At 58.9% G+C, this 21,485-nt stretch carries 20 protein-coding genes; 11 read left to right on the top strand and 9 right to left on the bottom strand.

Going from position 1 to position 21,485, the window contains the following annotated elements; translation table 11 throughout:
• Nucleotides 1-310 precede the first annotated feature (310 nt).
• Nucleotides 311-2,515: an OsmC domain/YcaO domain-containing protein gene (locus PMI26_RS00370; protein WP_007980888.1), complete on the bottom strand. Its 2,205-nt coding sequence runs from the start codon at nucleotides 2,513-2,515 to the stop codon at nucleotides 311-313.
• Between the two features lie 77 nt (nucleotides 2,516-2,592).
• Nucleotides 2,593-3,471, bottom strand: a complete 879-nt coding sequence (ptrR, locus tag PMI26_RS00375) for a putrescine utilization regulator PtrR (RefSeq protein WP_007980886.1) — start codon at nucleotides 3,469-3,471, stop codon at nucleotides 2,593-2,595.
• Nucleotides 3,472-3,571: 100 nt separating this feature from the next.
• Here ptrR and PMI26_RS00380 point away from each other — a divergent pair, with 100 nt between their 5' ends.
• Nucleotides 3,572-4,963, top strand: a complete 1,392-nt coding sequence (locus PMI26_RS00380; protein WP_007980884.1) for an aldehyde dehydrogenase family protein — start codon at nucleotides 3,572-3,574, stop codon at nucleotides 4,961-4,963.
• Between the two features lie 68 nt (nucleotides 4,964-5,031).
• On the opposite strand, the gene PMI26_RS00385 is transcribed toward PMI26_RS00380, so the two are convergent.
• The 4 genes from PMI26_RS00385 to PMI26_RS00400 all read right to left on the bottom strand — a co-directional run bounded on the left by PMI26_RS00385 (nucleotide 5,032) and on the right by PMI26_RS00400 (nucleotide 8,419).
• The gene (locus tag PMI26_RS00385) at nucleotides 5,032-5,220 is read right to left on the bottom strand and encodes a hypothetical protein (protein ID WP_007980882.1); all 189 of its coding nucleotides are present in this window, start codon (nucleotides 5,218-5,220) and stop codon (nucleotides 5,032-5,034) included.
• Nucleotides 5,221-5,570: 350 nt separating this feature from the next.
• Nucleotides 5,571-6,092, bottom strand: coding sequence for a DUF3016 domain-containing protein (locus PMI26_RS00390; RefSeq protein ID WP_007980880.1), 522 nt, complete (start codon nucleotides 6,090-6,092; stop codon nucleotides 5,571-5,573).
• A 104-nt stretch (nucleotides 6,093-6,196) separates the two neighbouring features.
• Nucleotides 6,197-7,321, bottom strand: coding sequence for an MFS transporter (locus tag PMI26_RS00395; RefSeq protein WP_007980878.1), 1,125 nt, complete (start codon nucleotides 7,319-7,321; stop codon nucleotides 6,197-6,199).
• 156 nt (nucleotides 7,322-7,477) lie between these two features.
• Nucleotides 7,478-8,419 (bottom strand): LysR family transcriptional regulator, encoded by a 942-nt coding sequence (locus PMI26_RS00400; RefSeq protein WP_007980876.1) that lies wholly within the window; start codon nucleotides 8,417-8,419, stop codon nucleotides 7,478-7,480.
• Nucleotides 8,420-8,905: 486 nt separating this feature from the next.
• Between PMI26_RS00400 and PMI26_RS00405 the strand changes: the two genes are divergently transcribed.
• Nucleotides 8,906-10,282 carry an MFS family transporter gene (locus PMI26_RS00405; RefSeq protein ID WP_007980874.1) on the top strand — a complete coding sequence of 459 codons (1,377 nt, stop codon included), beginning with the start codon at nucleotides 8,906-8,908 and terminating at the stop codon, nucleotides 10,280-10,282.
• 61 nt (nucleotides 10,283-10,343) lie between these two features.
• Here the strand turns inward: PMI26_RS00405 and PMI26_RS00410 are convergent, their stop codons facing one another.
• From PMI26_RS00410 to PMI26_RS00420, 3 genes are all read right to left on the bottom strand, one after another.
• Nucleotides 10,344-11,798, bottom strand: a complete 1,455-nt coding sequence (locus PMI26_RS00410; RefSeq protein ID WP_007980872.1) for an alanine/glycine:cation symporter family protein — start codon at nucleotides 11,796-11,798, stop codon at nucleotides 10,344-10,346.
• Between the two features lie 151 nt (nucleotides 11,799-11,949).
• Complete coding sequence (locus tag PMI26_RS00415; protein ID WP_007980869.1) at nucleotides 11,950-12,768, bottom strand: alpha/beta fold hydrolase; 819 nt, start codon at nucleotides 12,766-12,768, stop codon at nucleotides 11,950-11,952.
• A 156-nt stretch (nucleotides 12,769-12,924) separates the two neighbouring features.
• On the bottom strand, nucleotides 12,925-13,818 hold the full coding sequence (locus PMI26_RS00420) for a LysR family transcriptional regulator (protein ID WP_007980868.1): 894 nt from the start codon (nucleotides 13,816-13,818) through the stop codon (nucleotides 12,925-12,927).
• A 105-nt stretch (nucleotides 13,819-13,923) separates the two neighbouring features.
• On the opposite strand from PMI26_RS00420, the gene PMI26_RS00425 reads away from it, so the two are divergent.
• The 9 genes from PMI26_RS00425 to PMI26_RS00465 form a co-directional block, all read left to right on the top strand.
• Nucleotides 13,924-14,589, top strand: coding sequence for an RraA family protein (locus PMI26_RS00425; protein ID WP_007980866.1), 666 nt, complete (start codon nucleotides 13,924-13,926; stop codon nucleotides 14,587-14,589).
• A complete protein-coding gene (locus tag PMI26_RS00430) occupies nucleotides 14,589-15,251 on the top strand; it encodes an RraA family protein (protein WP_007980864.1) in 663 nt (220 codons plus the stop codon). Before PMI26_RS00425 ends, PMI26_RS00430 begins: the two co-directional genes overlap by 1 nt.
• Nucleotides 15,251-15,889, top strand: a complete 639-nt coding sequence (locus PMI26_RS00435) for an RraA family protein (RefSeq protein ID WP_007980862.1) — start codon at nucleotides 15,251-15,253, stop codon at nucleotides 15,887-15,889. The genes PMI26_RS00430 and PMI26_RS00435 overlap by 1 nt, the downstream gene beginning before the upstream one ends.
• Nucleotides 15,886-17,100, top strand: a complete 1,215-nt coding sequence (locus PMI26_RS00440) for a pyridoxal phosphate-dependent aminotransferase (protein ID WP_007980861.1) — start codon at nucleotides 15,886-15,888, stop codon at nucleotides 17,098-17,100. Before PMI26_RS00435 ends, PMI26_RS00440 begins: the two co-directional genes overlap by 4 nt.
• Nucleotides 17,101-17,327: 227 nt before the next feature.
• Complete coding sequence (locus PMI26_RS00445; protein ID WP_007980859.1) at nucleotides 17,328-17,867, top strand: thiamine pyrophosphate-binding protein; 540 nt, start codon at nucleotides 17,328-17,330, stop codon at nucleotides 17,865-17,867.
• Entirely contained in the window at nucleotides 17,855-18,451 is a 597-nt protein-coding gene (locus PMI26_RS00450; protein WP_007896341.1) for a thiamine pyrophosphate-dependent enzyme, read from the top strand. Before PMI26_RS00445 ends, PMI26_RS00450 begins: the two co-directional genes overlap by 13 nt.
• A 66-nt stretch (nucleotides 18,452-18,517) precedes the next feature.
• On the top strand, nucleotides 18,518-19,681 hold the full coding sequence (locus PMI26_RS00455) for an acyl-CoA dehydrogenase family protein (RefSeq protein ID WP_007980857.1): 1,164 nt from the start codon (nucleotides 18,518-18,520) through the stop codon (nucleotides 19,679-19,681).
• 20 nt (nucleotides 19,682-19,701) lie between these two features.
• Entirely contained in the window at nucleotides 19,702-20,904 is a 1,203-nt protein-coding gene (locus tag PMI26_RS00460; RefSeq protein ID WP_007980855.1) for a CaiB/BaiF CoA transferase family protein, read from the top strand.
• A 37-nt stretch (nucleotides 20,905-20,941) separates the two neighbouring features.
• Nucleotides 20,942-21,485, top strand: a 544-nt coding sequence (locus tag PMI26_RS00465; protein WP_007980853.1) for an electron transfer flavoprotein subunit beta/FixA family protein, incomplete at its 3' end; no start/stop codon positions are given.

The following is a 21,485-nucleotide window of genomic DNA, read 5'->3' as shown; positions in this document are numbered from 1 at the left end:
AAACTGCGTAACTCTTTGTTTACCAAGGAGTTTTCTGTTTCGACTGCGCCGGAAGTGGGGTGAATTATAGGCCTCCAGAATCTGCCGTCAAGCACTGATTCAGGTCTTCTATCAATAACTTACAGAAGGCGCTAAAACGCCCCGAAGGAAGCCTGAAAGGAGGGGAAAAATGCTTCCGCTATATAGAAGAGCCTCCTCGATGCCAGCCACTGCCCAGGTCATGGCCAAAAAGTGAGCCCACCGCACACAGAAGATTGTGCTGGCCTCCAAAAAACAAAAAAGCACCCAAGGTGCTTTTTTGTTAGCGCTTTCAGCTGGATAAAGTCGCCACTCCGGCCCGCGCCCTATGTAGCTTCTTATAACTGTCGATCAGACGAAGATGCCTGTCGAGGCCTTCCAGTTTCATGCTCGTCGGTGTCAGACCATAAAAACGTACGCTACCATCGACCGACCCTATCGCCGCGTCCATCCGCTCGTCACCGAACATCCGGCGGAAGTTGACCTCGTAGTCGCTCAGTTCCAGATCATCGTCCAGCTGCATTTCCAGCACGACGTTCACCGCTTGATAAAACAGGCCGCGTTCGACGGTGTTGTCGTTGTATTGCAAGAAGGCTTCCACCAAATCCTTGGCCTGATCAAACTTCTGCAAGGCGAGATAAATCAGCAGCCTCAGCTCCAGGATCGTCAACTTGCCCCAAGGCGTGTTGTCGTCGAATTCGATGCCGATCAAGGTGGTGATGTCGGTGTAATCATCCAGCTCGCTGCTTTCCAGCCCCTGGGCCAGCGATCGCAGGCCGACTTTGCTCAGGCTGTGCAGATTCAGGATGTCGGCACGGAACTGCAGCGCCTTGTTGGTGTTATCCCAGATCAAATCTTCGACCGGATAGATTTCCGAGTAATCCGGCACCAGAATGCGGCAGGCCTTGGCGCCGATATGCTCATAGACCGCCATGTACACTTCTTTGCCCATGTCTTCGAGAATACCGAACAAGGTCGCAGCCTCTTCGGCATTGGAGTTTTCGCCTTGACCGGAGAAATCCCACTCAACGAATTCGAAGTCCGGCCTGGCACTGAAGAAGCGCCACGAGACCACACCGCTGGAGTCGATGAAGTGCTCGACGAAGTTATTCGGCTCAGTCACCGCCTGCCCTTCGAAGGTCGGCTGCGGCAAATCATTCAAACCTTCGAAACTGCGGCCCTGCAGCAGCTCCGTCAGGCTGCGTTCCAGCGCCACTTCCAGGCTGGGGTGCGCGCCGAACGAGGCAAATACGCCACCGGTACGCGGGTTCATCAAGGTGACGCACATCACCGGGAACTCCCCGCCCAGCGATGCATCCTTGACCAGCACCGGGAAGCCCTGCTCTTCCAGGGCCTGGATACCGGCCAGAATGCCCGGGTATTTCGCCAGCACGTCCTGCGGCACATCCGGCAGGGCCATTTCGCCTTCGAGGATTTCGCGCTTCACCGCGCGCTCGAAGATCTCCGACAGGCACTGCACCTGGGCTTCGGCCAGCGTGTTGCCAGCGCTCATGCCATTGCTCAGGAACAGGTTTTCGATCAGGTTGGACGGGAAGTACACCACCTCATTGTCCGACTGGCGCACAAACGGTAGCGAACAAATACCGCGCTGGGTGTTACCGGAGTTGGTGTCGTACAGATGCGAACCACGCAACTCACCTTCCCGGTCGTAAACCTTCAGGCAGTATTCGTCGAGGATTTCAGTCGGCAGTTCGTCCTTCGGACCCGGCTTGAACCAGCGCTCGTCCGGGTAATGCACAAAAGCCGCATCGGCGATGTCCTCCCCCCAGAACTGATCGTTATAGAAGAAGTTGCAGTTGAGCCGCTCGATAAACTCGCCCAACGCCGATGCCAGCGCGCCTTCTTTGGTCGCGCCTTTGCCATTGGTAAAACACATCGGCGAGTGCGCATCGCGAACGTGCAGCGACCACACATTGGGAACGATGTTGCGCCACGAAGCGATTTCAATCTTCATGCCCAGGTCGGCCAGGATGCCCGACATGTTGGCGATGGTTTGCTCCAGCGGCAGGTCCTTGCCCGCAATGTAGGTGCCCGTTTCGGAAGTCGAGTGCGGCATCAGCAGCGCCTGGGCATCGGCGTCGAGGTTTTCGACCTCTTCAATCACGAACTCGGGCCCGGTTTGCACCACCTTCTTTACCGTGCAACGGTCGATGGAGCGCAAGATCCCCTGGCGGTCCTTGGCGGAGATGTCCGCCGGCAGTTCGACCTGAATCTTGAAAATCTGGTTGTAGCGGTTTTCCGGGTCAACGATGTTGTTCTGCGACAGGCGGATATTTTCGGTGGGGATATTGCGAGTCTCGCAATACAACTTCACGAAGTACGCCGCACACAACGCCGACGAAGCCAGGAAATAATCGAACGGCCCCGGCGCCGAGCCATCACCCTTGTAGCGAATGGGTTGATCGGCGATCACCGTGAAGTCGTCGAACTTGGCCTCAAGTCGAAGGTTGTCGAGAAAGTTGACCTTGATTTCCATGTGCGATTACCAGAATAACGAGCTAAACGATTTGGCCGCCATTATCCGGTTTTTCAGCGCAGACCGTTAACTTTCCACTATTTATCGATCAACGCGACACCACGTTCCTCCAGCAAGCGCACAAACATCGTCAGGCTCTGCGACACCGTCCCCCTGCGCCACACCAACCAGGTACGCAGATAACGGAACGACTCCGACAACGGCCAGACGCTGACCGTCGTACACCCAGGCATGCTTTCGAGCATGCTGCGTGGCATCAGCGCCAGGCCGGCCCCCGCACTGACGCAGGCCAGCATGCCGTGATAGGACTCCATTTCGAATATCTTGCCGGGCACCGCCGCGCCATTGGCAAACCAGCTTTCGAAATGATGGCGATAGGAGCAGTTGGAGCGGAAGGCATAGATGTTTTCGCCATTCACATCCTTGGCCCGATGAATCGGCTCATGATTGAGCGGTGCGATCAGGACCATCTCCTCCTCGAATGCCGGTACGCCTTCCAGCGCCGGGTGCAACACCGGCCCATCGACAAATGCCGCGGCCAGCCGCCCCGACAACACCCCGTCGATCATGGTCCCGGAGGGACCGGTGGACAGGTCCAGTTCGACCTTCGCGTGTTTCTGGTTATAGGCCGCCAATAGCTCCGGAATTCGTACCGCTGCAGTGCTTTCCAGCGAACCCAGGGCGAAGGCGCCTTGCGGTTCTTCACCCGCTACGGTGGCCCGCGCCTCCTGAACCAGGTCGAGAATGCGTCGAGCGTAATCCAGGAAGCTCCAACCGGCCGGCGACAAGCGCAGGCGACTCTTCTCGCGGATAAACAGATCCACACCCAGGTCCTGCTCAAGCTGCTTGATTCGGGTCGTGAGATTCGATGGCACCCGGTGGATATGCTGGGCGGCAACGCTGATGCTGCCGTGCTCGGCGACAGCCTTGAAAATTTCGAGCTGAACCAGATCCAAGTCATTCTCCAAACGTGAACGTTATGCTCAGTATTATTCAGTTTCCATAAAACATATACCCCCATAACCTGAGCACATTCCTACCTAGCAGGACGGTGCCATGACCCACGTATCCAGCCTTACCCATGCCATTTCGATCAACCCGACCACGGGCGAGCAGATCGGCCAGTACCCTTTCGAATCCGATTCGGCATTACAGGCCGCGCTGTCGCGGGCTACTACCGGGTTTCGCACCTGGCGTGGCAAACCGGTAGAGCAACGCGCGCAGCTGTTGATCAAACTCGGCCAGGCCTTGCGCAACAATGCAGAGGCCATGGCCAACATGATCACCCTGGAAATGGGTAAGCCGATTGCTCAGGCCCGTGGCGAAATTGAAAAATGCGCGCAGCTCTGCGAGTGGTACGCCGAACAGGGGCCCGCCATGCTCAGCGCAGAACCAACCCTGGTCGAAGGCGGCAAGGCACGCATTGAATATCGCCCGCTCGGCCCGATTCTCGCCGTGATGCCGTGGAACTTCCCCATCTGGCAAGTGCTGCGCGGCGCGGTCCCTACCCTGCTCGCCGGCAATACCTTCATGCTCAAGCACGCGCCCAACGTCATGGGCAGCGCCTACCTGCTGTTGGAAGCCTTCAAGCTGGCGGATTTTCCTGAAGGTATCTTCGAGGTCATCAACGTCACCCCGGACGGTGTATCCAAGGCGATCGCCGATCCACGCATCGCGGCGGTCACCCTCACCGGCAGCGTGCGGGCGGGCATGGCCATCGGTGCCCAGGCCGGCGCCGCGCTGAAGAAATGTGTATTGGAACTGGGCGGCTCCGACCCGTTTATCGTGCTCGATGACGCAGACCTCGATGAGGCGGTCAAAGCCGCCGTGATCGGGCGCTATCAAAACACCGGACAAGTCTGCGCCGCTGCCAAACGCCTGATTGTCGAGCAAGGCATTGCAGAGGAATTTACCCGCAAGTTCGTCGAGGCCACCCAACGACTGGTCATCGGTGATCCACTCGCCTCCACCACTTACATCGGCCCGATGGCGCGCTTCGATTTACGCGACGAACTGGACCAACAGGTGCGCGACACGCTGGAAGAAGGCGCGACCTTGCTGCTGGGTGGAAAGAAGGTCGAAGGCAGCGGCAACTACTACGAACCCACTGTACTGGGCGACGTGACCGACCAGATGACATCCTTCAGACAGGAATTGTTTGGTCCCGTGGCTTCAATCATCACAGCCCGCGACGCCGCCCATGCGCTGGAACTGGCCAATGACAGCGAGTTCGGCCTCACCGCCACTATTTATACGCGCAATGGCGAACTCGCCCGGCAGATGGCTGGCGAACTTGAAACCGGCGGCGTGTTCATCAACGGCTATAGCGCCAGCGATCCGCGTGTCAGTTTTGGTGGCGTGAAGAAGAGTGGCTTTGGCCGGGAGCTCTCGCACTTCGGAGTGCGCGAATTCTGTAATGCTCAGACGGTTTGGCTGGATAGGCGTTAAGGGCAACGCAGTGCTTCGAGCTGGCAGAGCCTGATCTGGCTCAGCCTGGGGCGCAGCGCAAGCATTATTCAGCCTGACATCGCGATCCTCAGCGCCACTGCTGCTTCAAGCAGCTTGTTCGCCTGGGTCGAGACAGCTGCAGCCATTTCTTCATCCCTTGCTTCTCTGAGCGTTGCAGCCAGATCGAGCAGCTTCCCCACCTCGGCCTCGATAGTGCGGACGGATTCGCCTATTTGGTATTTAAGTGAGTGAGCCATCTCGATCAAACCTCGGACCAGATTAAAGACAAATCCCAACTGGGTGAATGCTCAAGTCATTCAGTGGCGCTTCACCGACCGCCATTCGATTGCCCCAAAACCATTGTGGAGTACTGAGCAGAGCGTATCGAAAGTTGTGATGTCGTGTCGTACTCCAACAGCACTTGGCCCAACGGTTACGCCACGGTATTTCGTATTCAGATGTCACACTTTCGTCACACCTATCTAGCACAATACGGTCAGCCAAAGGGATTTGGCCCCTTCTACAGAGAGCCCGGCCCAGCGCCGGGCTTTTTACTTTCTGGCCCTTGTTCCCCAAGGCGGACGACTGATTCATAGCGCAGGGCGGTTCACTTCAACCCGCTCTGATGTTGCCCGGCGAACTGTCTCTGGAACCATTCCGAGAGCATCGCCTTCTCGGAGTAGAGCCTGTCACTTCTGTTCGCACGCCCCGGACGCTGGAGGTAGAGCTGATCCATGACTCTGGCATCGGCCTGGTTCACGATCTGGCCATTTTGCTTGAGCACGTAATGTAGATCGATGCTCGGCCAGGTAATGTCGCGCATGAAGCGCACCTCATAGGCATTTATCCTCCAGGGTTCGTAACGACCGGCCAGGTCGATGTTGCGTATTTCAATTTGCAGCTGTTGGTCGGCTGGCAGGTACCGCTCGCCAAGCTGCTGGAGGTAGCTGCGTAGCTCTTTCATGACAAAAGGATCGGCCCCCCGTTCATAGCCCGGACTGTCCAGGCTGGCATCGCTGTATTTTTCGGGGTTATTGAAGACGACTTCGACCGAGGGCGCTGCGGTGGCCAGTGGCATCATGAACAGCGCCAGCAATGCGATCGAGGAGCAAAGGGTTATTGGGCGCATGGCATCACCTCCGGGTGCAACGCTTTTCAATGCCTGCTGCACCCTGTTCAGTTTACGCCTGAAGCGCATGCCCGCTGCGTGTGTTTCCACCTCCTGTCGCTGGGTCAGCGCTGCTCTTTACACACCAGCCGAATGAGCAGCAAGACCAACAGCACATTCAATACGGCCAGCGAACACAGGCCCGCAAGTACACCGCCAGCGCCCCAGGCTTGCAACAGGTAACCGCCCGCGAGCGGGGTCAAGGCTTGCCCAATGAGCGAAGGCCGAGCCATGCGCCCCATCAGCAACACATAATGGGTGGGCGACATCAGGGCCAGTGGCAGCAGGCCTCGAACGATTGCCCGCAAACCATTACCCGCGCCGTAGATCACCAGTCCCAGAGCGGTCATTGCCGGCGTGATAGTCACAAACAGCAGACCGATGGCCACGAGCACCACGGAGATCAACGTCGTCCAGATCGGATGTCGCTTTCGCGAAAACACTTGTAGGACACGTGAGCCGACCTGGCTCGGCCCCAGTAAAGCGCTCAGCCCGATGGCGGCTGCAAGCGAGTAGCCCTGCCCCTGCAACAATGAAATCAGCTGGACCGACATCGCCGTCATGATCACTGCACCCAACGCGAAAATCAGTGTGAGCAACAGGTAGATCCGCCGATCGATCAAGAGACTTTCATCACTCACTGCCTGGCTTTTTGTGAGTGCTCCCGCGCCCCGCGCCAGCACCCAGAGATAAAGCGGTGCCACGGCAATGACCAATAACACCCCATAAGCCACGCACGTCGCGCGCCAGCCAAGGTGTTCGATGACCAGCGCAACCGCAGGCCATGACAGCGTTGTCGCAAACCCTGAAATGAGCGTGATCCCGGTAATCGCACTGCTCGCCCGCTCTCCATAGAGAGAACCTAAAGCGGCGAACAGCGCTTCATACAGCCCCAGCGCCATACCGACGCCAATCACTGCCCAAGACAAAAGAAACATCGGCAACGAGGTCGAACTGGCCATCAGAAACAACCCGATGGCGACGCCAAGGCCACTACTGGCCAGGATCGGGCGGCCGCCATACCGGGCGATAAGCCGGCTGGTCAACGGTGCCAGCATCGCGGAAACCAGGATGCTCAGGGACAGTGCGCCATACACCCATTGGCTGGCCCAGCCGGTCTCTTTCATGATCGAATCGGCCATGACGGCCATCAGGAAGAACGAACCTCCCCAGACCAGAACTTGCAGCATCCCCAAAATGAAGATGCCGAATACGCCAGGCAGTCGCGTTTGTTGGTTCAAGACAATGTCATCAGTGGTCAGAAAAAACGGCAGCCGCGCATCGACAGATAATTGGGCGATTTACACGGGGACGGGGCACTCGCAGCTAACAGATTCGCCGTTGACTCAAAGCATGTGTCCAGCCCAGATTTTGCGATTGACCAGATCGGCGGCAATCTCGATGAAGGCATCCCCGACAAATTTGGCGGCCGGACTGACACGCCTGTCGGCCGGAAAAACCTGAACAAGCTTGCGCATGGGAACGGGGTCGACCAAGGGGGCCGCACTGAGCACGCCTGCTTCGATTTGCGCGTAAATCGATGCCAAAGGCAAAGCGGTCAAACCGAAGCCATTGCGGACCAGATCGATCATGGCGCCGAAGGAGTCGGCTTCAACGCTGGTCTTGAGCTTGATCCCGACTTGACGAGCACAATCATCCAGAATCACGCGAAGGCTATGTCGAGCGCTCGGCAATACCAATTGCTGCTCAGCCAATGACTCGAACGACACCGGCTCATCAAGACGCAGGTTGGCGCTGGCGGGACCGACCAGCAGCAGGTTTTCCATCATCACCGGCACGATACGCAGCGTATGCAGGGGTTGGGGATCGTAAGAAATCGCCAGTTCCAGTTCGCCACGCTGAACCCAATCGAGCAGATAGCCGCTGAAGGCCGAGGAAAACCTGACGGCGAGATTCGGATGTGCCTCCTTGATCTTGCGTACCAATGGAACGGTGATAATTTCCGCGACCGTCGGCGTCGTGCCGATGACGACCGTTCCCCGAAAAGACGACTTTGCGCCCACGACAGAACTTCGAATGGACTCCATTTCCTCCATTATTCGGGTGGCATGTGCCAGCACTTCACGGCCGGCATCGGTGATTTCCATGCCTCGCCCATGTCGATCGAACAGGTAGGTGCCAAGCTCCTTTTCCAACAATCGAATTTGCCGGCTAAGTGCCGGTTGCGCGATGTGAAGACGATCCGAGGCCTTGCTGAGACTGCCCAGTTCGGCAACATGAATCAGGGTTTTGAGTTGAACGACATCCATTACCAGGCCAGTCAGCATCGGGCTCGACGCGTTATGCGGCGAAAGTGCTGTGAGTGTAATCGCATTTGTGCACCTTGGAATGGCCGGCAACCTCCGTGTCGTGCGGCCCCGGGACTTTCAAGCCGGCTGTAACCCCCGGCCCGCCGGGGCTGCACGCCAAGCTATATAATTCAGGTATATCAGTTAGGCCTGCCTGACGGCTTATTACCCTCCCGACTCTGCGGTAGCGTGCAATCAACGTCGACGCCAGAGAGCGCTCGACTCACTACAAGAATAAGATTCGAGGGCTCGCGCCATGATGTTCAATGCTTCGCCTCCCCCGTCCGATTTCCCCGGGCCACTACCGTTCGCCACGCTCATGCATCCACCCTCCCCCTTCTCTACGGAAATCCGGCCGTGAGCGGGTTCACGCCGCTTCGTTAAACCCAAAACCCAACGAGTCAGCCTCGGACGCGCATCAGCGCGCTCCTCGTCTCCTCTCGCCTTGAAAAAAGGGTGAATCACATGTCCGCATCAATCCCAGACGCCAAAGACCACTCAGCCGAAGCCGCTACGATGAGAGCGCCGAACCGCGTCAAAGCCATCATGGGTGCCTGTTCGGGCAATCTGGTGGAGTGGTACGACTTTTTCATTTACGCCTATACCGCCATCTACTTTGCCGCTTCGTTTTTCCCCAAAGGCGACACCACCAGCCAGCTACTGGCGACCGCGGGCGTCTTCGCCGTCGGTTTTTTCATGCGCCCGCTCGGTGGCTGGATTTTCGGCTGGATCGCTGACACTCGTGGTCGCAAGGTCTCGATGATTATTTCGGTGTTCATGATGTGCGCCGGCTCGCTGCTGATCGCTGTCATGCCGACCTACGCAACCATCGGCGTCGCGGCGCCGATCCTGCTGGTGGTTGCCAGGCTGATTCAGGGCCTGTCGGTCGGTGCGGAATACGGCACCGGCGCCACCTACATCAGCGAAATCGCGACACCGGGCCGTCGCTGCTTCTATGGCTCGTTTCAGTACTTCACCATCATTGCCGGTCAGTTGCTGGCCTTGATGACCGTAGTCATTCTCCAGCAAACCCTGACCGGCGAAGAGTTGCGCGAATGGGGCTGGAGGATCCCGTTCTTCATCGGCGCGCTGAGCTCGATCGTGGTGGTGTATCTGCGTCGCGCCATGCATGAAACCGCCAACAAGAAAGACATGAGCCGCAAGGATGCCGGCTCTCTGCGCGGCATGTTCAAACACAAACGCGCAGTTGCCCTGGTGGTGGCGTTCACCATCGGCGGTTCGCTGTATTTCTATACCTTCACGACCTACATGCAGAAGTTCCTGGTGATCTCCGCCGGTTTCAGCCCGGAAACGGTCAGCTTCATCATGACGGCGGCCCTGATCGGCTTCATGCTTTGCCAACCGCTGTTCGGCCTGCTCGCCGACCGCATCGGTATCAAGGCGCACATGCTGATGTTTTCCGGGCTGGCCATGTTGCTGGTGATCCCCCTGCTCTACTCGCTACAGTCGGTCAGCAACCCGGTCATGGCATTTGTGCTGGTGTTTGGCGGCCTGGCCATTGCGTCGCTCTACACGCCGATTGCCGGAATCGTCAAAGCCGAACTGTTCCCGCCTGCCGTACGTGCATTGGGGGTTGGATTTCCCTATGCGGTGGGCAATGCCGCATTTGGCGGCACTGCCGAATACGTGGCCTTGTCGCTTCGCTCACAGGGCATCGAGGAGTATTTCTTCTTCTACGTAGCAGCGGTCGTGAGCATCACCTTCATTGCCGCGATGCTGATGCCAAACCTGTCGCGTTACGGCTATATCAGTGGTTCAGGCGAGATTGAAGAACGTACCGGCCTGAAAGGATGTGTAAAGCCGCATGCTGCGCGAGTCTGATTGACGGAGCATCCCCAGACGACTTTCAAGGGCCCATGATTTGTCATGGGCCCTTTTTTCATCATCGCAGGGCAGAGGCAGGTGCTACCTGCGGTATAGATGCGGGGATGCTGTTGCCGACCTTTTCCCGATGGGGCCATGCCTGCAAATCAAGATCAAGATCCGTGAACTGGCTGGAGTCGAAGATCGGCGTCTTGATGCCGGCCTTGCGCTGCCGGTCATAGTCACGCAGCAGGCGCATGCCGACGTTGAACAACAGCGCGAGGGCGATCAGATTGACGAAGGCCAACAGCGTCATGGTGATATCGGCAAAGGCGAAGACCGTACCCAGGTTTTGCACGGCGCCCCAAAGAATCAACAGCAACACCAGGCCCCGATAGACCATCACCGCAGCGCGTTTGTCACCCAGTAGAAAGCGCAGGTTGTTTTCGCCCAGATAGTAGTTGTAGAGGATCGACGTGAAGACAAACAGCGCCAACGCCACGCTGATGAACGTGCGCCCCCAGTCCCCGACCACTGCCGCCAATGCGTTCTGTGTCAGTACCAGGCCATCGCCTTCGAAGCCTGGCGTGTAAAAACCCGACAACAGGATCAGCAGCGCCGTGCAGGTACAGATCACAAAGGTATCCAGGAAGACGCTGAACGCTTGAACCACCCCTTGAGCCGCCGGGTGATCGACTTTCGCCACCGCGGCTACGTTGGGCGCACTGCCCAGGCCCGCCTCATTGGCAAACACCCCGCGCTTGACGCCCATGACGATGGCACTGCCAACCAGGCCGGCGAACGCCTGGTCCAGGCCAAAGGCACTTTTGAAAATGGTCACCAACATGCCGGGCACATGATCAAACTGAAGCACGATCACATAAACGGTCACGCCAATGTAAGCCAGTGTCTTGACCGGCACCAACAGGTCCGAGACGGCAGCGATGCGCTTGATGCCCCCCATGAATACCAGGCCGAGCAATACGGCAATCGCAATGCCGGAGTAAGTCGTAGAGAAGCCGAACGCATTGTTCAGCGAGTGAGTCACGGCATGGGACTGCAGCCCGTTGAAGGCAAAACCGAAAGTGACCAGGAGCAACACGGCCATGACCTTGCCCAGCCACGCCTGTTTCAGTCCGTACTGGATGTAGTACGACGGCCCACCCCGGAACTGTCCCTTGGCGTCGCATCGTTTGTACAACTGTCCCAGGCTGCACTCAAAGAAGCTGGTAGACATGCCCACCAGCGCGGTCACCCACATCCAGAACACCGCACCGGGCCCGCCCAACGTCACGGCCAACCCGACCCCGGCGATATTGCCCGCCCCTACGCGACCCGCCAGACTGAGCATCAAGGCCTGGAACGAGCTGATCTGACCGGCGCTCTTCTGCACGCTATCGCGAAAGGCTCCGAACATGTGCAGGAAATGGCGAAACTGGACAAAGCGTGAACGAATCGTGAAATAGCCACCCAGGCCTACGATGAGCACGATCAGGAGCTTTCCGGAAAGAAAGCCGTTTATGACTTCGAGCATGATTTGAACCTCTTGTTGTTATGAATTACAGGCATGCACGCGCCCTCACACATCGCCGTGGCAGGCATGTGGGATGAAACGCGTTGAATAGCAACCGCGAGCCCCTGTCAGGCTCGCGCGATACATCGGGGAGCGATCGGGGCGATCGGACTTACCCGGTTCGACTGCCGGTCTGGAAATCGGCGATCTGTTTCCACATCGCAATGGGGTTGGAGTACATGGGGAAGTGGCCGCAGGCCGGAATTGGCGCCAAACACACGCCTTGGGCCTCGATGTGCGAAAGGTAGGACAGTGAAGCGTTCTGCTCGCCGTACATGAACATTCGCGGGCACTTCAAGCCGAGAAACTTGCTCATCAGGTCGGCGTTATCGGAAAGGTCGACCATCGACTCGAATATCCCCCGCACGGCCCCGGCACGCACCTTGTGCCTGAGACTCGCCGAATAGAGTGCGCTGGCGTATGCCGGGGCCTGCCGGGCACGCTCGATGAAAGCCGTGAAGAATTTCTCTGGATCATCGCTTGGATAATCGACGATCTGCCGGCTGAGAAAACAGTCTTCCGGGGCAATATTGCCCTCTATATCGACGAAACTGATTACCCGTTCCGGGAACTGATGGGCCAGCATCAGCGCAGTCAATCCGCCCATGGAGTGGCCGACCAGATGGAAGCGCTCGATACCGAAATGCTCCAGCATCTGTAATGCGGTCTGCAGCAGAAAAGGAATCGAAATACTGGAAAGGTCGCTGCACTGGCTCTCGCCGCAGCCCGGTGCGTCGTAGGCGAGGAAGGGATGCCCGGTGAATTCCGCGTGCTGCACAATGTCGGCGTAGTCCTCTTTGGTGGAACCAAAACCATGCAGGAACACGATCGGCGTCAGGTTGCCATTTCGATGGATGGCGGCGACGTTCAGCTGGACGCCCTCGACGGTCAACGGGAGCTGCGTATGAGTGAACGTTTCGGATGCGGTCACGTAAAGGACTCCTTGGACGATAAGACTGCCGCCGAAACAGGTCATCGGCGACAGGCCCAATTTCAGCCGGCTCGAGTCTTATGTAAATTCCTAATTGTGGAACGTTTCCATACGCCAAACCTATCGTTGATCGCCCACTCGCCGCCTTTGCCCGCCTCAGGCCTTTTTCCGCAGTCGGGCAATGACTTCGGCTATGAGCGGATTGGGCCGATCCGCATTCCAGGCCACCGCCGTCGTCACCACGTTGAGCTTCTGACTCAATGATCGAAAGACCACGTTATCCGGTGCCATTTTTTTCAAGGATGCCGGTACCAGGGCGATGCCCTGCCCATAGCTGACAAAGGCGATTTGCGAAGCGACAGAACGCACTTCGTGCAGCACGCGAGGGGAAAATCCGCTGGCTCGGCAGGTTGCAATCAAGTTGTCGAAATACACCGGGCTGACCTTTCGCGAAAACATCACCAAAGGTTCGTTGGCCAGGCTGGACAAACTGATACGCGTGCGCGCAGCCAATGGGTGGTCACTGGGCAACGCCACTACCAGGCGATCTTCCAGCAATGGCAGTGACTGGATCGAGGCGCCCAGATCACCGTCCAGGCGGGCGAAGGCCAGGTCGATATCACCGGCTTCCAGCGCCGGAACGGCCTCTACGCTGTCGATTTCCCGCACGGATACGGTCAGGTTCGGGTAATCGACCTTCATCTGTTCGATCAGACCGGGCAGTACGTCGAACATGGCCGTGGAGATGGCGCCGATGGTCAACATCCCCGACTGCCCCGCTACCGCCTCCTCAACCGCCAGTTCCAGACGCTCGAGTTGCTCGGCGAATTTACGCACCGCCGGCAGGATCGCCGCCCCCACGGGGGTCAGTTTCGCCCCGCGCCGCGAGCGCTCGAACAGTTGGACCTTGAGTGCCTGCTCCAGCACCTGAATCTGTTCGCTCAGGGGAGGCTGAGACATGCCAAGCCGCTTGGCTGCACGGCCGAAATTCTGCTCTTCGGCGACGGCCAGGAACAGCCAGAGGTGGCGGATCAGACGGAAATTGATCATGATTTTTCCATAGGTTTAGCGTATCTAACGCTTCTGTGATTAGTAATATACCTATCAAATCGCCTCGTCGACACTGGTCGCCTCCGTCATCGCAGGGGCTACCCCATGAACAAAAAGAGTGTGCTCGATCGCTTGGCGGCGCTGGATACCAACACGGTATCCGACGCCCTCGACTTCCTCGGCCTGGCCGGTGCCACCGTGGGGCTACGCCCGCTGTGGAACTGCCCGAAGATCGTCGGTCGCGCCAGCACCGTACTGCTTGCGCCAAAAACCGACAGCGTACCCACCGTGCACCTGATCACCCCGGTAGTGGAGCAGATCGACAGCGACGACCGCGTACTGGTGATTGCCGGCGGTATCGAGGGCATTTCCTGCTGGGGCGACATTCTTGCCAATGCCGCAGCCAGCAAACAGGTGCGCGGCACCGTCATCGACGGTTTCAGCCGCGATATCGATGGCAGCGCAACGATTGGCTATCCGGTCTATGGCCGTGGCATCACCATGATCAGCGCGCGCAATCGGGTGGTGCAGATCGATGCCGCCGTGACGATCAATGTGGCGGGCGTCGACGTCAGCGAAGACGACTATGTCATCGCCGATCGCTGCGGAACGGTGTTCGTACCCCAGGCGTACATCGAGAAGGTGGTCGATCTTGGCGAGCGCATTACCCGTCGCCAGGACGGCATGGTGGAAGCTGTTCGCAGCGGCCGCTCAGTGGCCGACGTGATGCATGACACCCAGTTCGAAGCTATCCAGGTGGAGCGTTCCTGATGAATCTTGAAGACCAAGCACTTGTGGCCCTGTTTGAAGGCCTGGACACCCCTGGCGTCTCCGATGCCCTGGACAAACTCGGCCTGCCCGGTCAATGCCTGGGCGTGGCACCGCTGGACAACTACAGCAAGGTCATCGTCGGACCGGCCTTCACCGTGCAGTACGTTTCGGCCAGTGTGCCGCCTGGAACCGTGGGCGACTTCATCGAAGACGTGCTGCCCGGTGACGTCGTGGTGATCGACAACGGTGGCCGCACCGACTGCACGGTATGGGGCGACATCATGACCCAGTACGCCGGCAGCCGGCAGATCGCCGCAACGGTCATCGACGGTGTATGCCGTGACGTGAACAAGGCGCTGGGTGACGGTTATCCGATCTTCAGCAAAGGCCGGTTCATGCGCACCGGCAAGGACCGCGTGCAGGTTCAATCCGTCAATCAGCCAGTGTCCCTCGGTACCGCCAGGGTGTGTGCCCGTGACATCGTGGTGGCCGACGCCAACGGCGTGGTGATTGTGCCTCGCGCCCGGGCAGCTGAAGTGGCCGCGTGCGCCCGCCAGATCGAGTCGGTCGAAGCCGATATCCGGGCCCTGATCGCTCAAGGAAAAACCCTCAAGGAAGCCCGGACCGCACTGGGTTACCACAGCCTGCAGAGGAAAGTCTGATGACCACGCTCCCCCTCCCGTTGAATTTCCACGAACGAGCAAAAGCCCTGGGCAGTTCGACGCTGTATGAAGCGTCCCATCTGCCCTGTGCGGTCGACAGCGCGATCCGTCCCGTCTGGGACGGTGCTTTCATTGCCGCGCCGGCCTACCCGCTGGAATGCTCGCCGGGTGACAACCTGGCGTTGCACCTGGCCATGGAACGCGTGCCTCGCGGCAGCGTGCTGGTGGTGGGTACCGGAAGTTTCATCGCCGGTTACTGGGGCGAAGTGCTCACTGTGGCCGCCGAAGCGGCGGGTGTTGTCGGTTTGGTCATAGATGGCGGCGTGCGTGACATCGCTGCCCTGAAAAAACGCCACTTTCCGGTGTTTGCCCGTGGCATCTCGGTCAAAGGCACCGTAAAGGTCAGCGCTCCCTCGGTCGGACAGGCATTCAATTTCAACGGTGCACATGTCTCGCCAGGTGATTTGGTTGTGGCGGACGATGACGGTGTGATCATCATCCCCAAGGAGGATGCGGCACGTACCCTCGCTGAAGGTGAAGCCCGCGCAAGCAAGGAAGCGCAGATGATGCAGGCGCTGACCGAAGGTCGTTCGACGCTCGAACTGATGAACCTGACAGCGTGGAGGACCCAGGCATGACCACCGATATCCAACGACTCAATCAACGTCTGGCCAGTGCACAGCCGTCGGCGACCTATCGGATAATCGATCGGGTGGCTGAGCGCCGGGCGCAAGGTGCGAAGATCATTTCGCTGTGCGCTGGCGAGCCAGACTTCGATACGCCCGGACATGTACGTGAAGCGGCCATTGAGGCCATTGAGAACGGGCACACGCGCTACACCCAGGTCGCCGGTGTACGCTCACTGCGAGAAGCGGTGGCCGCCAAGTTCCGTCGCGAAAACGGCCTGGACGTCACCTGGCAAGACACCCTCGTCTGCAACGGTGGCAAGCAGGTGATCTACAACGCCCTGGCCGCGACCCTCAACGAGGGGGATCAAGTCATCATCCCGGCACCCTACTGGGTCAGTTATCCGGAGATGGTTCAGCTGTGCGGTGGCGAAGCCCGGATCGTGACCTGCGAGGCCAATACCGGCTTCAAATTGACGGCCGCGGCGCTGGCCGAGGCGATCACACCCCGGACGCGCTGGCTGATCCTCAACTCGCCGTCCAATCCGACCGGTGCGGTGTACAGCCGAGAGGAACTTCAAGCCCTGGCTGAAGTGCTATTGGCCAATCCTCAGGTGCTGATCCTGGCGGATGACATCTACGAACACCTGATCTTTGATGATCAGACGTTTTTTACCCTGGCCCAGGTTGAACCAGGACTGGCAGCACGCACCCTGACCATGAATGGTGTGTCCAAGGCCTATGCCATGACCGGCTGGCGCATCGGTTTTGCGACAGGACCGCGCTGGTTGCTCGAAGCGATGGAGAAGCTGCAAGGTCAGCAAACCTCGGGGGCCAGCTCAATCTCACAGCAGGCCGCACTCGCCGCCCTGGAGGGGCCAAAGGACTTCATCCACGAAAGCCGTGCAGTGTTCCAGAGTCGACGGGATTTGATGGTGGAGCTTCTGAACAGCACGCCGGGCCTCGAGTGCGTCAGCCCGGCGGGTGCATTTTACGCGTTCGCCTCGTGCTCCGGCTTGATTGGCCGTACATCACCGGGTGGACGAGTACTGCACACGGATGAAGATGTCGCCCACGCGCTGCTCGATGAAGCGGATGTGGCCGTTGTGCATGGCAGCGCGTTCGGACTGGGCCCTTATATTCGTATTGCTTATGCGCTGGATGATGCGTCGCTGCATAAAGCCTGCGACGCAATAAAAACCTTCTGTAGCCACCTGCGATAAGCGACTGACCAACACCCGGCCCGGTCGTGAACGGGTTGGGTACGGGTCAATTTTATCGACTTGTTCCCATAAACCGTCGGTATCGATGCATCGCGGCAATCCGGGCATTCATGGCTCCTGCCATACCAAACGGGCATATCTCAAAGACAAAAACGGTAGTCGTCGCCGGCCTCCATCCCTCCCAGAATGTGTGAAAACACAAAAGCAGCACTGCTTGGGAGATGGGCATGTCAACAGAAGCTGAACAAACCGCGGGACAGGATTGGCAGGAGGACGTATTCCGCGTGCTCAAGGCCCACGACGTCAAACACGTGGTCTTCGTACCGGATGCGGGTCACTCGGCGGCCATCCGCATGTCGTATGCCGACCCGGACATCAAGGCCGTTGTCCTCACCACCGAAGAAGAAGGCATCGGCTACCTTGCCGGCGCCTGGCTCGGCGGTGAGCGTGGCGCCCTCCTGATGCAATCCAGTGGTGTCGGCAACTGCATCAACACCCTGGCACTTCAGGTATGTGCCGGTTTCCCGCTGTTGATGGTGGTCACCATGCGCGGCGACTGGGCCGAATTCAACGCGTGGCAGAACCCGATGGGCCAGGCCACCGAAGCCTCTTTGAACCTGATGAAGGTCATGACCTGGCGTGCGGACGTTCCTACAGATGTCGCCCCGCTGCTGCACGGCGCCGCGACCATGGCGTTCAACGGTGATTCCGCCACTGCCCTGCTGCTCGGCCAGCGCCTGATTGGAGAAAAGAAATGGGTCAAGTAAGCGCAAACCACACCCTGTGCCGCCGCGAAGTGGTCAAGGCCTTGCTGGCTGACCGTAAAGACGTGCTGGTCGTGACCGGTCTGGGCTCGGCGTCCTATGACGTCATGGCGGCCGGCGACAATGATCTGAATTACTACCTCTGGGCCGCCATGGGCAGCGCCATCACGGTCGGGCTGGGCCTGGCCAACGCCCAGCCGGACAAGTCTGTGGTGGTGGTCACCGGTGACGGTGAGTTGCTCATGGGCTTCGGTGCACTGGCCACGGTCGCGCTGCAAAAACCCGCCAACCTGACCATCGCCGTACTCGATAACGGGCACTTTGGCGAGACCGGCATGCAAGTCAGCCACGCCGGTTTCGGTATTTCCCTGGACCAGGTGGCGAAGACCTGCGGTTTCAGCTGGACCGACGAAATTCGCGACATGGAAGGCGTACACAACCTGCGCGAACGCTTCGCTACCCGCGACGGCGTCAAGCTCGCAACGATCAAGATCAAAGCGGAAAACCCGCCGCGTGTACTGCCGCCCCGTGATGGTCACTACATCAAGAATCGCTTTCGTGCCGCGCTGGGTTTCAACCCGATCTGATTGCGCCCTGCCCGGACCCGGTCACGCAGGGCCGATGCCATGCGTGACGCGTTGAGGAGAATAATAATGACCGACCGCAACTCTGAAGAACTCAATGCCATCCGCGAGGGCGTACGCGCCCTGTGCGCTGAATTCGATGCCGCTTACTGGCGCAAAGTCGACGAAGAAAAAGGCTTTCCGGAAACCTTCGTCAAGGCCCTGACCGACGCCGGCTGGCTGGCGGCGATGATTCCTGTCGAATATGGCGGCTCCGGCCTCGGGCTGGCCGAGGCCTCGGTGATCCTCGAAGAAGTGAACCGCTGTGGCGGCAATTCCGGCACCGTGCACGGGCAGATGTACAACATGTTCACCCTGCTGCGTCATGGCAGCGAGGCACAGAAAAGCTACTACCTGCCGAAACTGGCCAACGGTGAATTGCGCCTGCAATCGATGGGTGTGACCGAGCCCACCACCGGCACCGACACCACCAAGATCAAGACCACCGCGATCAAACGCGGCGACAAGTACGTGATCAACGGACAAAAAGTGTGGATCTCGCGAATCCAGCATTCCGACCTGATGATCCTGCTGGCACGCACCACGCCGCTGGCCGAGGTGAAAAAGAAGTCCGAAGGCATGTCGATCTTCCTCGTGGATCTGCGTGAAGCCATCGGCAACGGCATGACCGTGCAGCCGATTGCCAACATGGTCAATCACGAAACCAACGAACTGTTCTTCGACAACCTGGAAATCCCCGCTGACAGCCTGATCGGCGAGGAAGGCAAAGGCTTCCGCTACATCCTCGACGGGCTGAATGCCGAACGCACCCTGATCGCCGCCGAATGCATCGGTGACGGTCGCTGGTTTATCGAAAAGGCCAGTGCCTACGCCCGTGATCGTGTGGTGTTCGGGCGCCCGATCGGGCAGAACCAGGGCGTGCAGTTCCCCATCGCCGAAGCCCACATCGAAATCGAGGCGGCTGACCTGATGCGCTGGCGTGCCTGCGAAGAATACGACAGCGGCATCAACGCCGGGGCCAGCGCCAACATGGCCAAGTACCTGGCAGCGAAAGCATCCTGGGAAGCGGCTAACGCCTGCTTGCAAACCCACGGCGGATTCGGCTTTGCCTGCGAATACGACGTCGAGCGCAAATTCCGCGAAACCCGGCTGTATCAGGTAGCGCCCATCTCTACCAACCTGATCCTGTCCTACGTTGCCGAACACCTGCTCGAGCTGCCGCGCTCTTTCTGATAACAAGAGAGATAAAAATCATGAGCCAGCCCAAAGGCCTCCGCCCGCTCGATGGCATGACCGTCGTCAGCCTCGAGCACGCTATTGCAGCGCCCTTCTGTACCCGACAACTGGCCGATCTCGGCGCCCGGGTGATCAAGGTCGAACGTCCAGGCACAGGCGATTTCGCCCGGGGCTACGATCAACGCGTCAACGGTCTGGCCTCGCACTTTGTCTGGACCAATCGCTCGAAAGAAAGCCTGACCCTGGACCTGAAGCAAGATTCGGCCACTGAGGTGCTGGACCGTTTGCTGGGCACCGCCGATGTGCTCGTGCAGAACCTGGCGCCCGGTGCGACCGCGCGTATGGGGCTGTCGTTTGAGGTGCTGCACCGGCGTTTTCCACGCCTGATCGTCTGCGACATTTCAGGCTATGGCGCCGGTGGCCCCTATGAGAAGAAAAAAGCCTACGACCTGCTGATCCAGAGTGAAGGCGGATTCCTGTCGGTCACCGGCGGCCAGGGTGAGGAAGAAATGGCCAAGGCCGGTTGTTCAATTGCCGATATCGCGGCCGGCATGTACGCCTACACCGGCATCCTGTCTGCGCTGTTGTTGCGTGAACGCACCGGTGAAGGCAGCCACCTCGATGTTTCGATGCTCGAAAGCCTGGTCGAGTGGATGAACTACCCGATGTACTACGCCTACGAGGGAGCGCCGCCGCCCCCGCGCGCCGGTGCTGCGCACGCCACCATTTACCCCTACGGCCCCTTCCCTGTCGGTGACGGCACCACGGTGATGCTGGGATTGCAGAACGAGCGTGAATGGCAGCTGTTTTGCGAGAAAGTGTTGCTTGCGCCTGAGTTGGCCCAAGACCCGCGTTTTTCGGCCAACTTCAAACGCGTCGAGAACCGCAACGCGCTCCGGGAACTGATCATTGAATCGTTCTCCACGCTCAACTTCGATGCGGTGATCGATCGCCTGGACCATGCGCAAATCGCTAACGCCCGGGTGAACGACATGCAAGGTGTCTGGGACCATCCGCAGCTTCAGGCCCGTGACCGTTGGCGAGCAGTCGAAACCTCTGCCGGCCCCATTCCGAGCCTGGTCCCGCCCGGCAGTAATAGTGCGTTCGAACCTCGCATGGATGCCGTGCCGGGCCTTGGCCAACACACCGAACAGCTGCTCAAGGAGCTGGGACTGGGGGCCGAGCGCATTGAACAAATGCGTGCCGCCGGTGCCGTCTGACTGCAACGATCAAAGTTTTTCGAGAGAACACTGCCCAATGAAGATCCTGGTAGCTGTGAAACGAGTGGTCGATTACAACGTGAAAGTTCGCGTGAAAGCGGACAGTTCCGGCGTCGATCTTGCCAACGTCAAGATGGCGATGAACCCGTTCTGCGAGATCGCCGTGGAAGAAGCCGTACGCCTGAAGGAGCAGGGTATAGCGACTGAAATCATCGTTGTCTCCGTCGGCCCGTCCACCGCTCAAGAGCAACTGCGCACCGCGTTGGCTCTGGGTGCCGACCGCGCCATCCTCGTCGAGTCCGCCGAAGACCTGACTTCCCTGGCCGTTGCCAAGCTGCTGAAGGCCGTTGTCGACAAGGAACAGCCCCGGCTGGTGATCCTTGGCAAACAAGCCATCGACAGCGACAACAACCAGACTGGCCAGATGCTCGCTGCATTGAGCGGCTACGGTCAGGGCACGTTCGCTTCGAAAGTCGAAATCAGCGGCGACAGCGTGGCTGTGACTCGCGAAATCGACGGTGGTGCGCAGACGGTTTCCCTGAAACTGCCGGCGATCGTTACCACCGACCTGCGTTTGAACG

It is taken from the genome of Pseudomonas sp. GM33, from assembly GCF_000282295.1.
GTDB lineage: Bacteria > Pseudomonadota > Gammaproteobacteria > Pseudomonadales > Pseudomonadaceae > Aquipseudomonas > Aquipseudomonas laurylsulfatiphila.
The sequence above is the reverse complement of the archived record's forward strand: the minus strand, read 5'-3'. Positions and strand labels throughout refer to the sequence as shown.

Bases quoted from the DNA above. Each gene is read 5' to 3' on its own strand.
- PMI26_RS00435 (WP_007980862.1), top strand. From the start codon at position 15,251: ATGACCACGCTCCCCCTCCCGTTGAATTTCCACGAACGAGCAAAAGCC.
- PMI26_RS00425 (WP_007980866.1), top strand. From the start codon at position 13,924: ATGAACAAAAAGAGTGTGCTCGATCGCTTGGCGGCGCTGGATACCAAC.
- PMI26_RS00450 (WP_007896341.1), top strand. From the start codon at position 17,855: ATGGGTCAAGTAAGCGCAAACCACACCCTGTGCCGCCGCGAAGTGGTC.
- PMI26_RS00440 (WP_007980861.1), top strand. From the start codon at position 15,886: ATGACCACCGATATCCAACGACTCAATCAACGTCTGGCCAGTGCACAG.
- PMI26_RS00370 (WP_007980888.1), bottom strand. From the start codon at position 2,515: ATGGAAATCAAGGTCAACTTTCTCGACAACCTTCGACTTGAGGCCAAG.
- PMI26_RS00380 (WP_007980884.1), top strand. From the start codon at position 3,572: ATGACCCACGTATCCAGCCTTACCCATGCCATTTCGATCAACCCGACC.
- PMI26_RS00405 (WP_007980874.1), top strand. From the start codon at position 8,906: ATGTCCGCATCAATCCCAGACGCCAAAGACCACTCAGCCGAAGCCGCT.
- PMI26_RS00400 (WP_007980876.1), bottom strand. From the start codon at position 8,419: ATGCTGACTGGCCTGGTAATGGATGTCGTTCAACTCAAAACCCTGATT.
- PMI26_RS00390 (WP_007980880.1), bottom strand. From the start codon at position 6,092: ATGCGCCCAATAACCCTTTGCTCCTCGATCGCATTGCTGGCGCTGTTC.
- PMI26_RS00385 (WP_007980882.1), bottom strand. From the start codon at position 5,220: ATGGCTCACTCACTTAAATACCAAATAGGCGAATCCGTCCGCACTATC.
- PMI26_RS00410 (WP_007980872.1), bottom strand. From the start codon at position 11,798: ATGCTCGAAGTCATAAACGGCTTTCTTTCCGGAAAGCTCCTGATCGTG.
- PMI26_RS00455 (WP_007980857.1), top strand. From the start codon at position 18,518: ATGACCGACCGCAACTCTGAAGAACTCAATGCCATCCGCGAGGGCGTA.
- PMI26_RS00445 (WP_007980859.1), top strand. From the start codon at position 17,328: ATGTCAACAGAAGCTGAACAAACCGCGGGACAGGATTGGCAGGAGGAC.
- PMI26_RS00420 (WP_007980868.1), bottom strand. From the start codon at position 13,818: ATGATCAATTTCCGTCTGATCCGCCACCTCTGGCTGTTCCTGGCCGTC.
- PMI26_RS00460 (WP_007980855.1), top strand. From the start codon at position 19,702: ATGAGCCAGCCCAAAGGCCTCCGCCCGCTCGATGGCATGACCGTCGTC.
- PMI26_RS00430 (WP_007980864.1), top strand. From the start codon at position 14,589: ATGAATCTTGAAGACCAAGCACTTGTGGCCCTGTTTGAAGGCCTGGAC.
- PMI26_RS00395 (WP_007980878.1), bottom strand. From the start codon at position 7,321: ATGCTGCAAGTTCTGGTCTGGGGAGGTTCGTTCTTCCTGATGGCCGTC.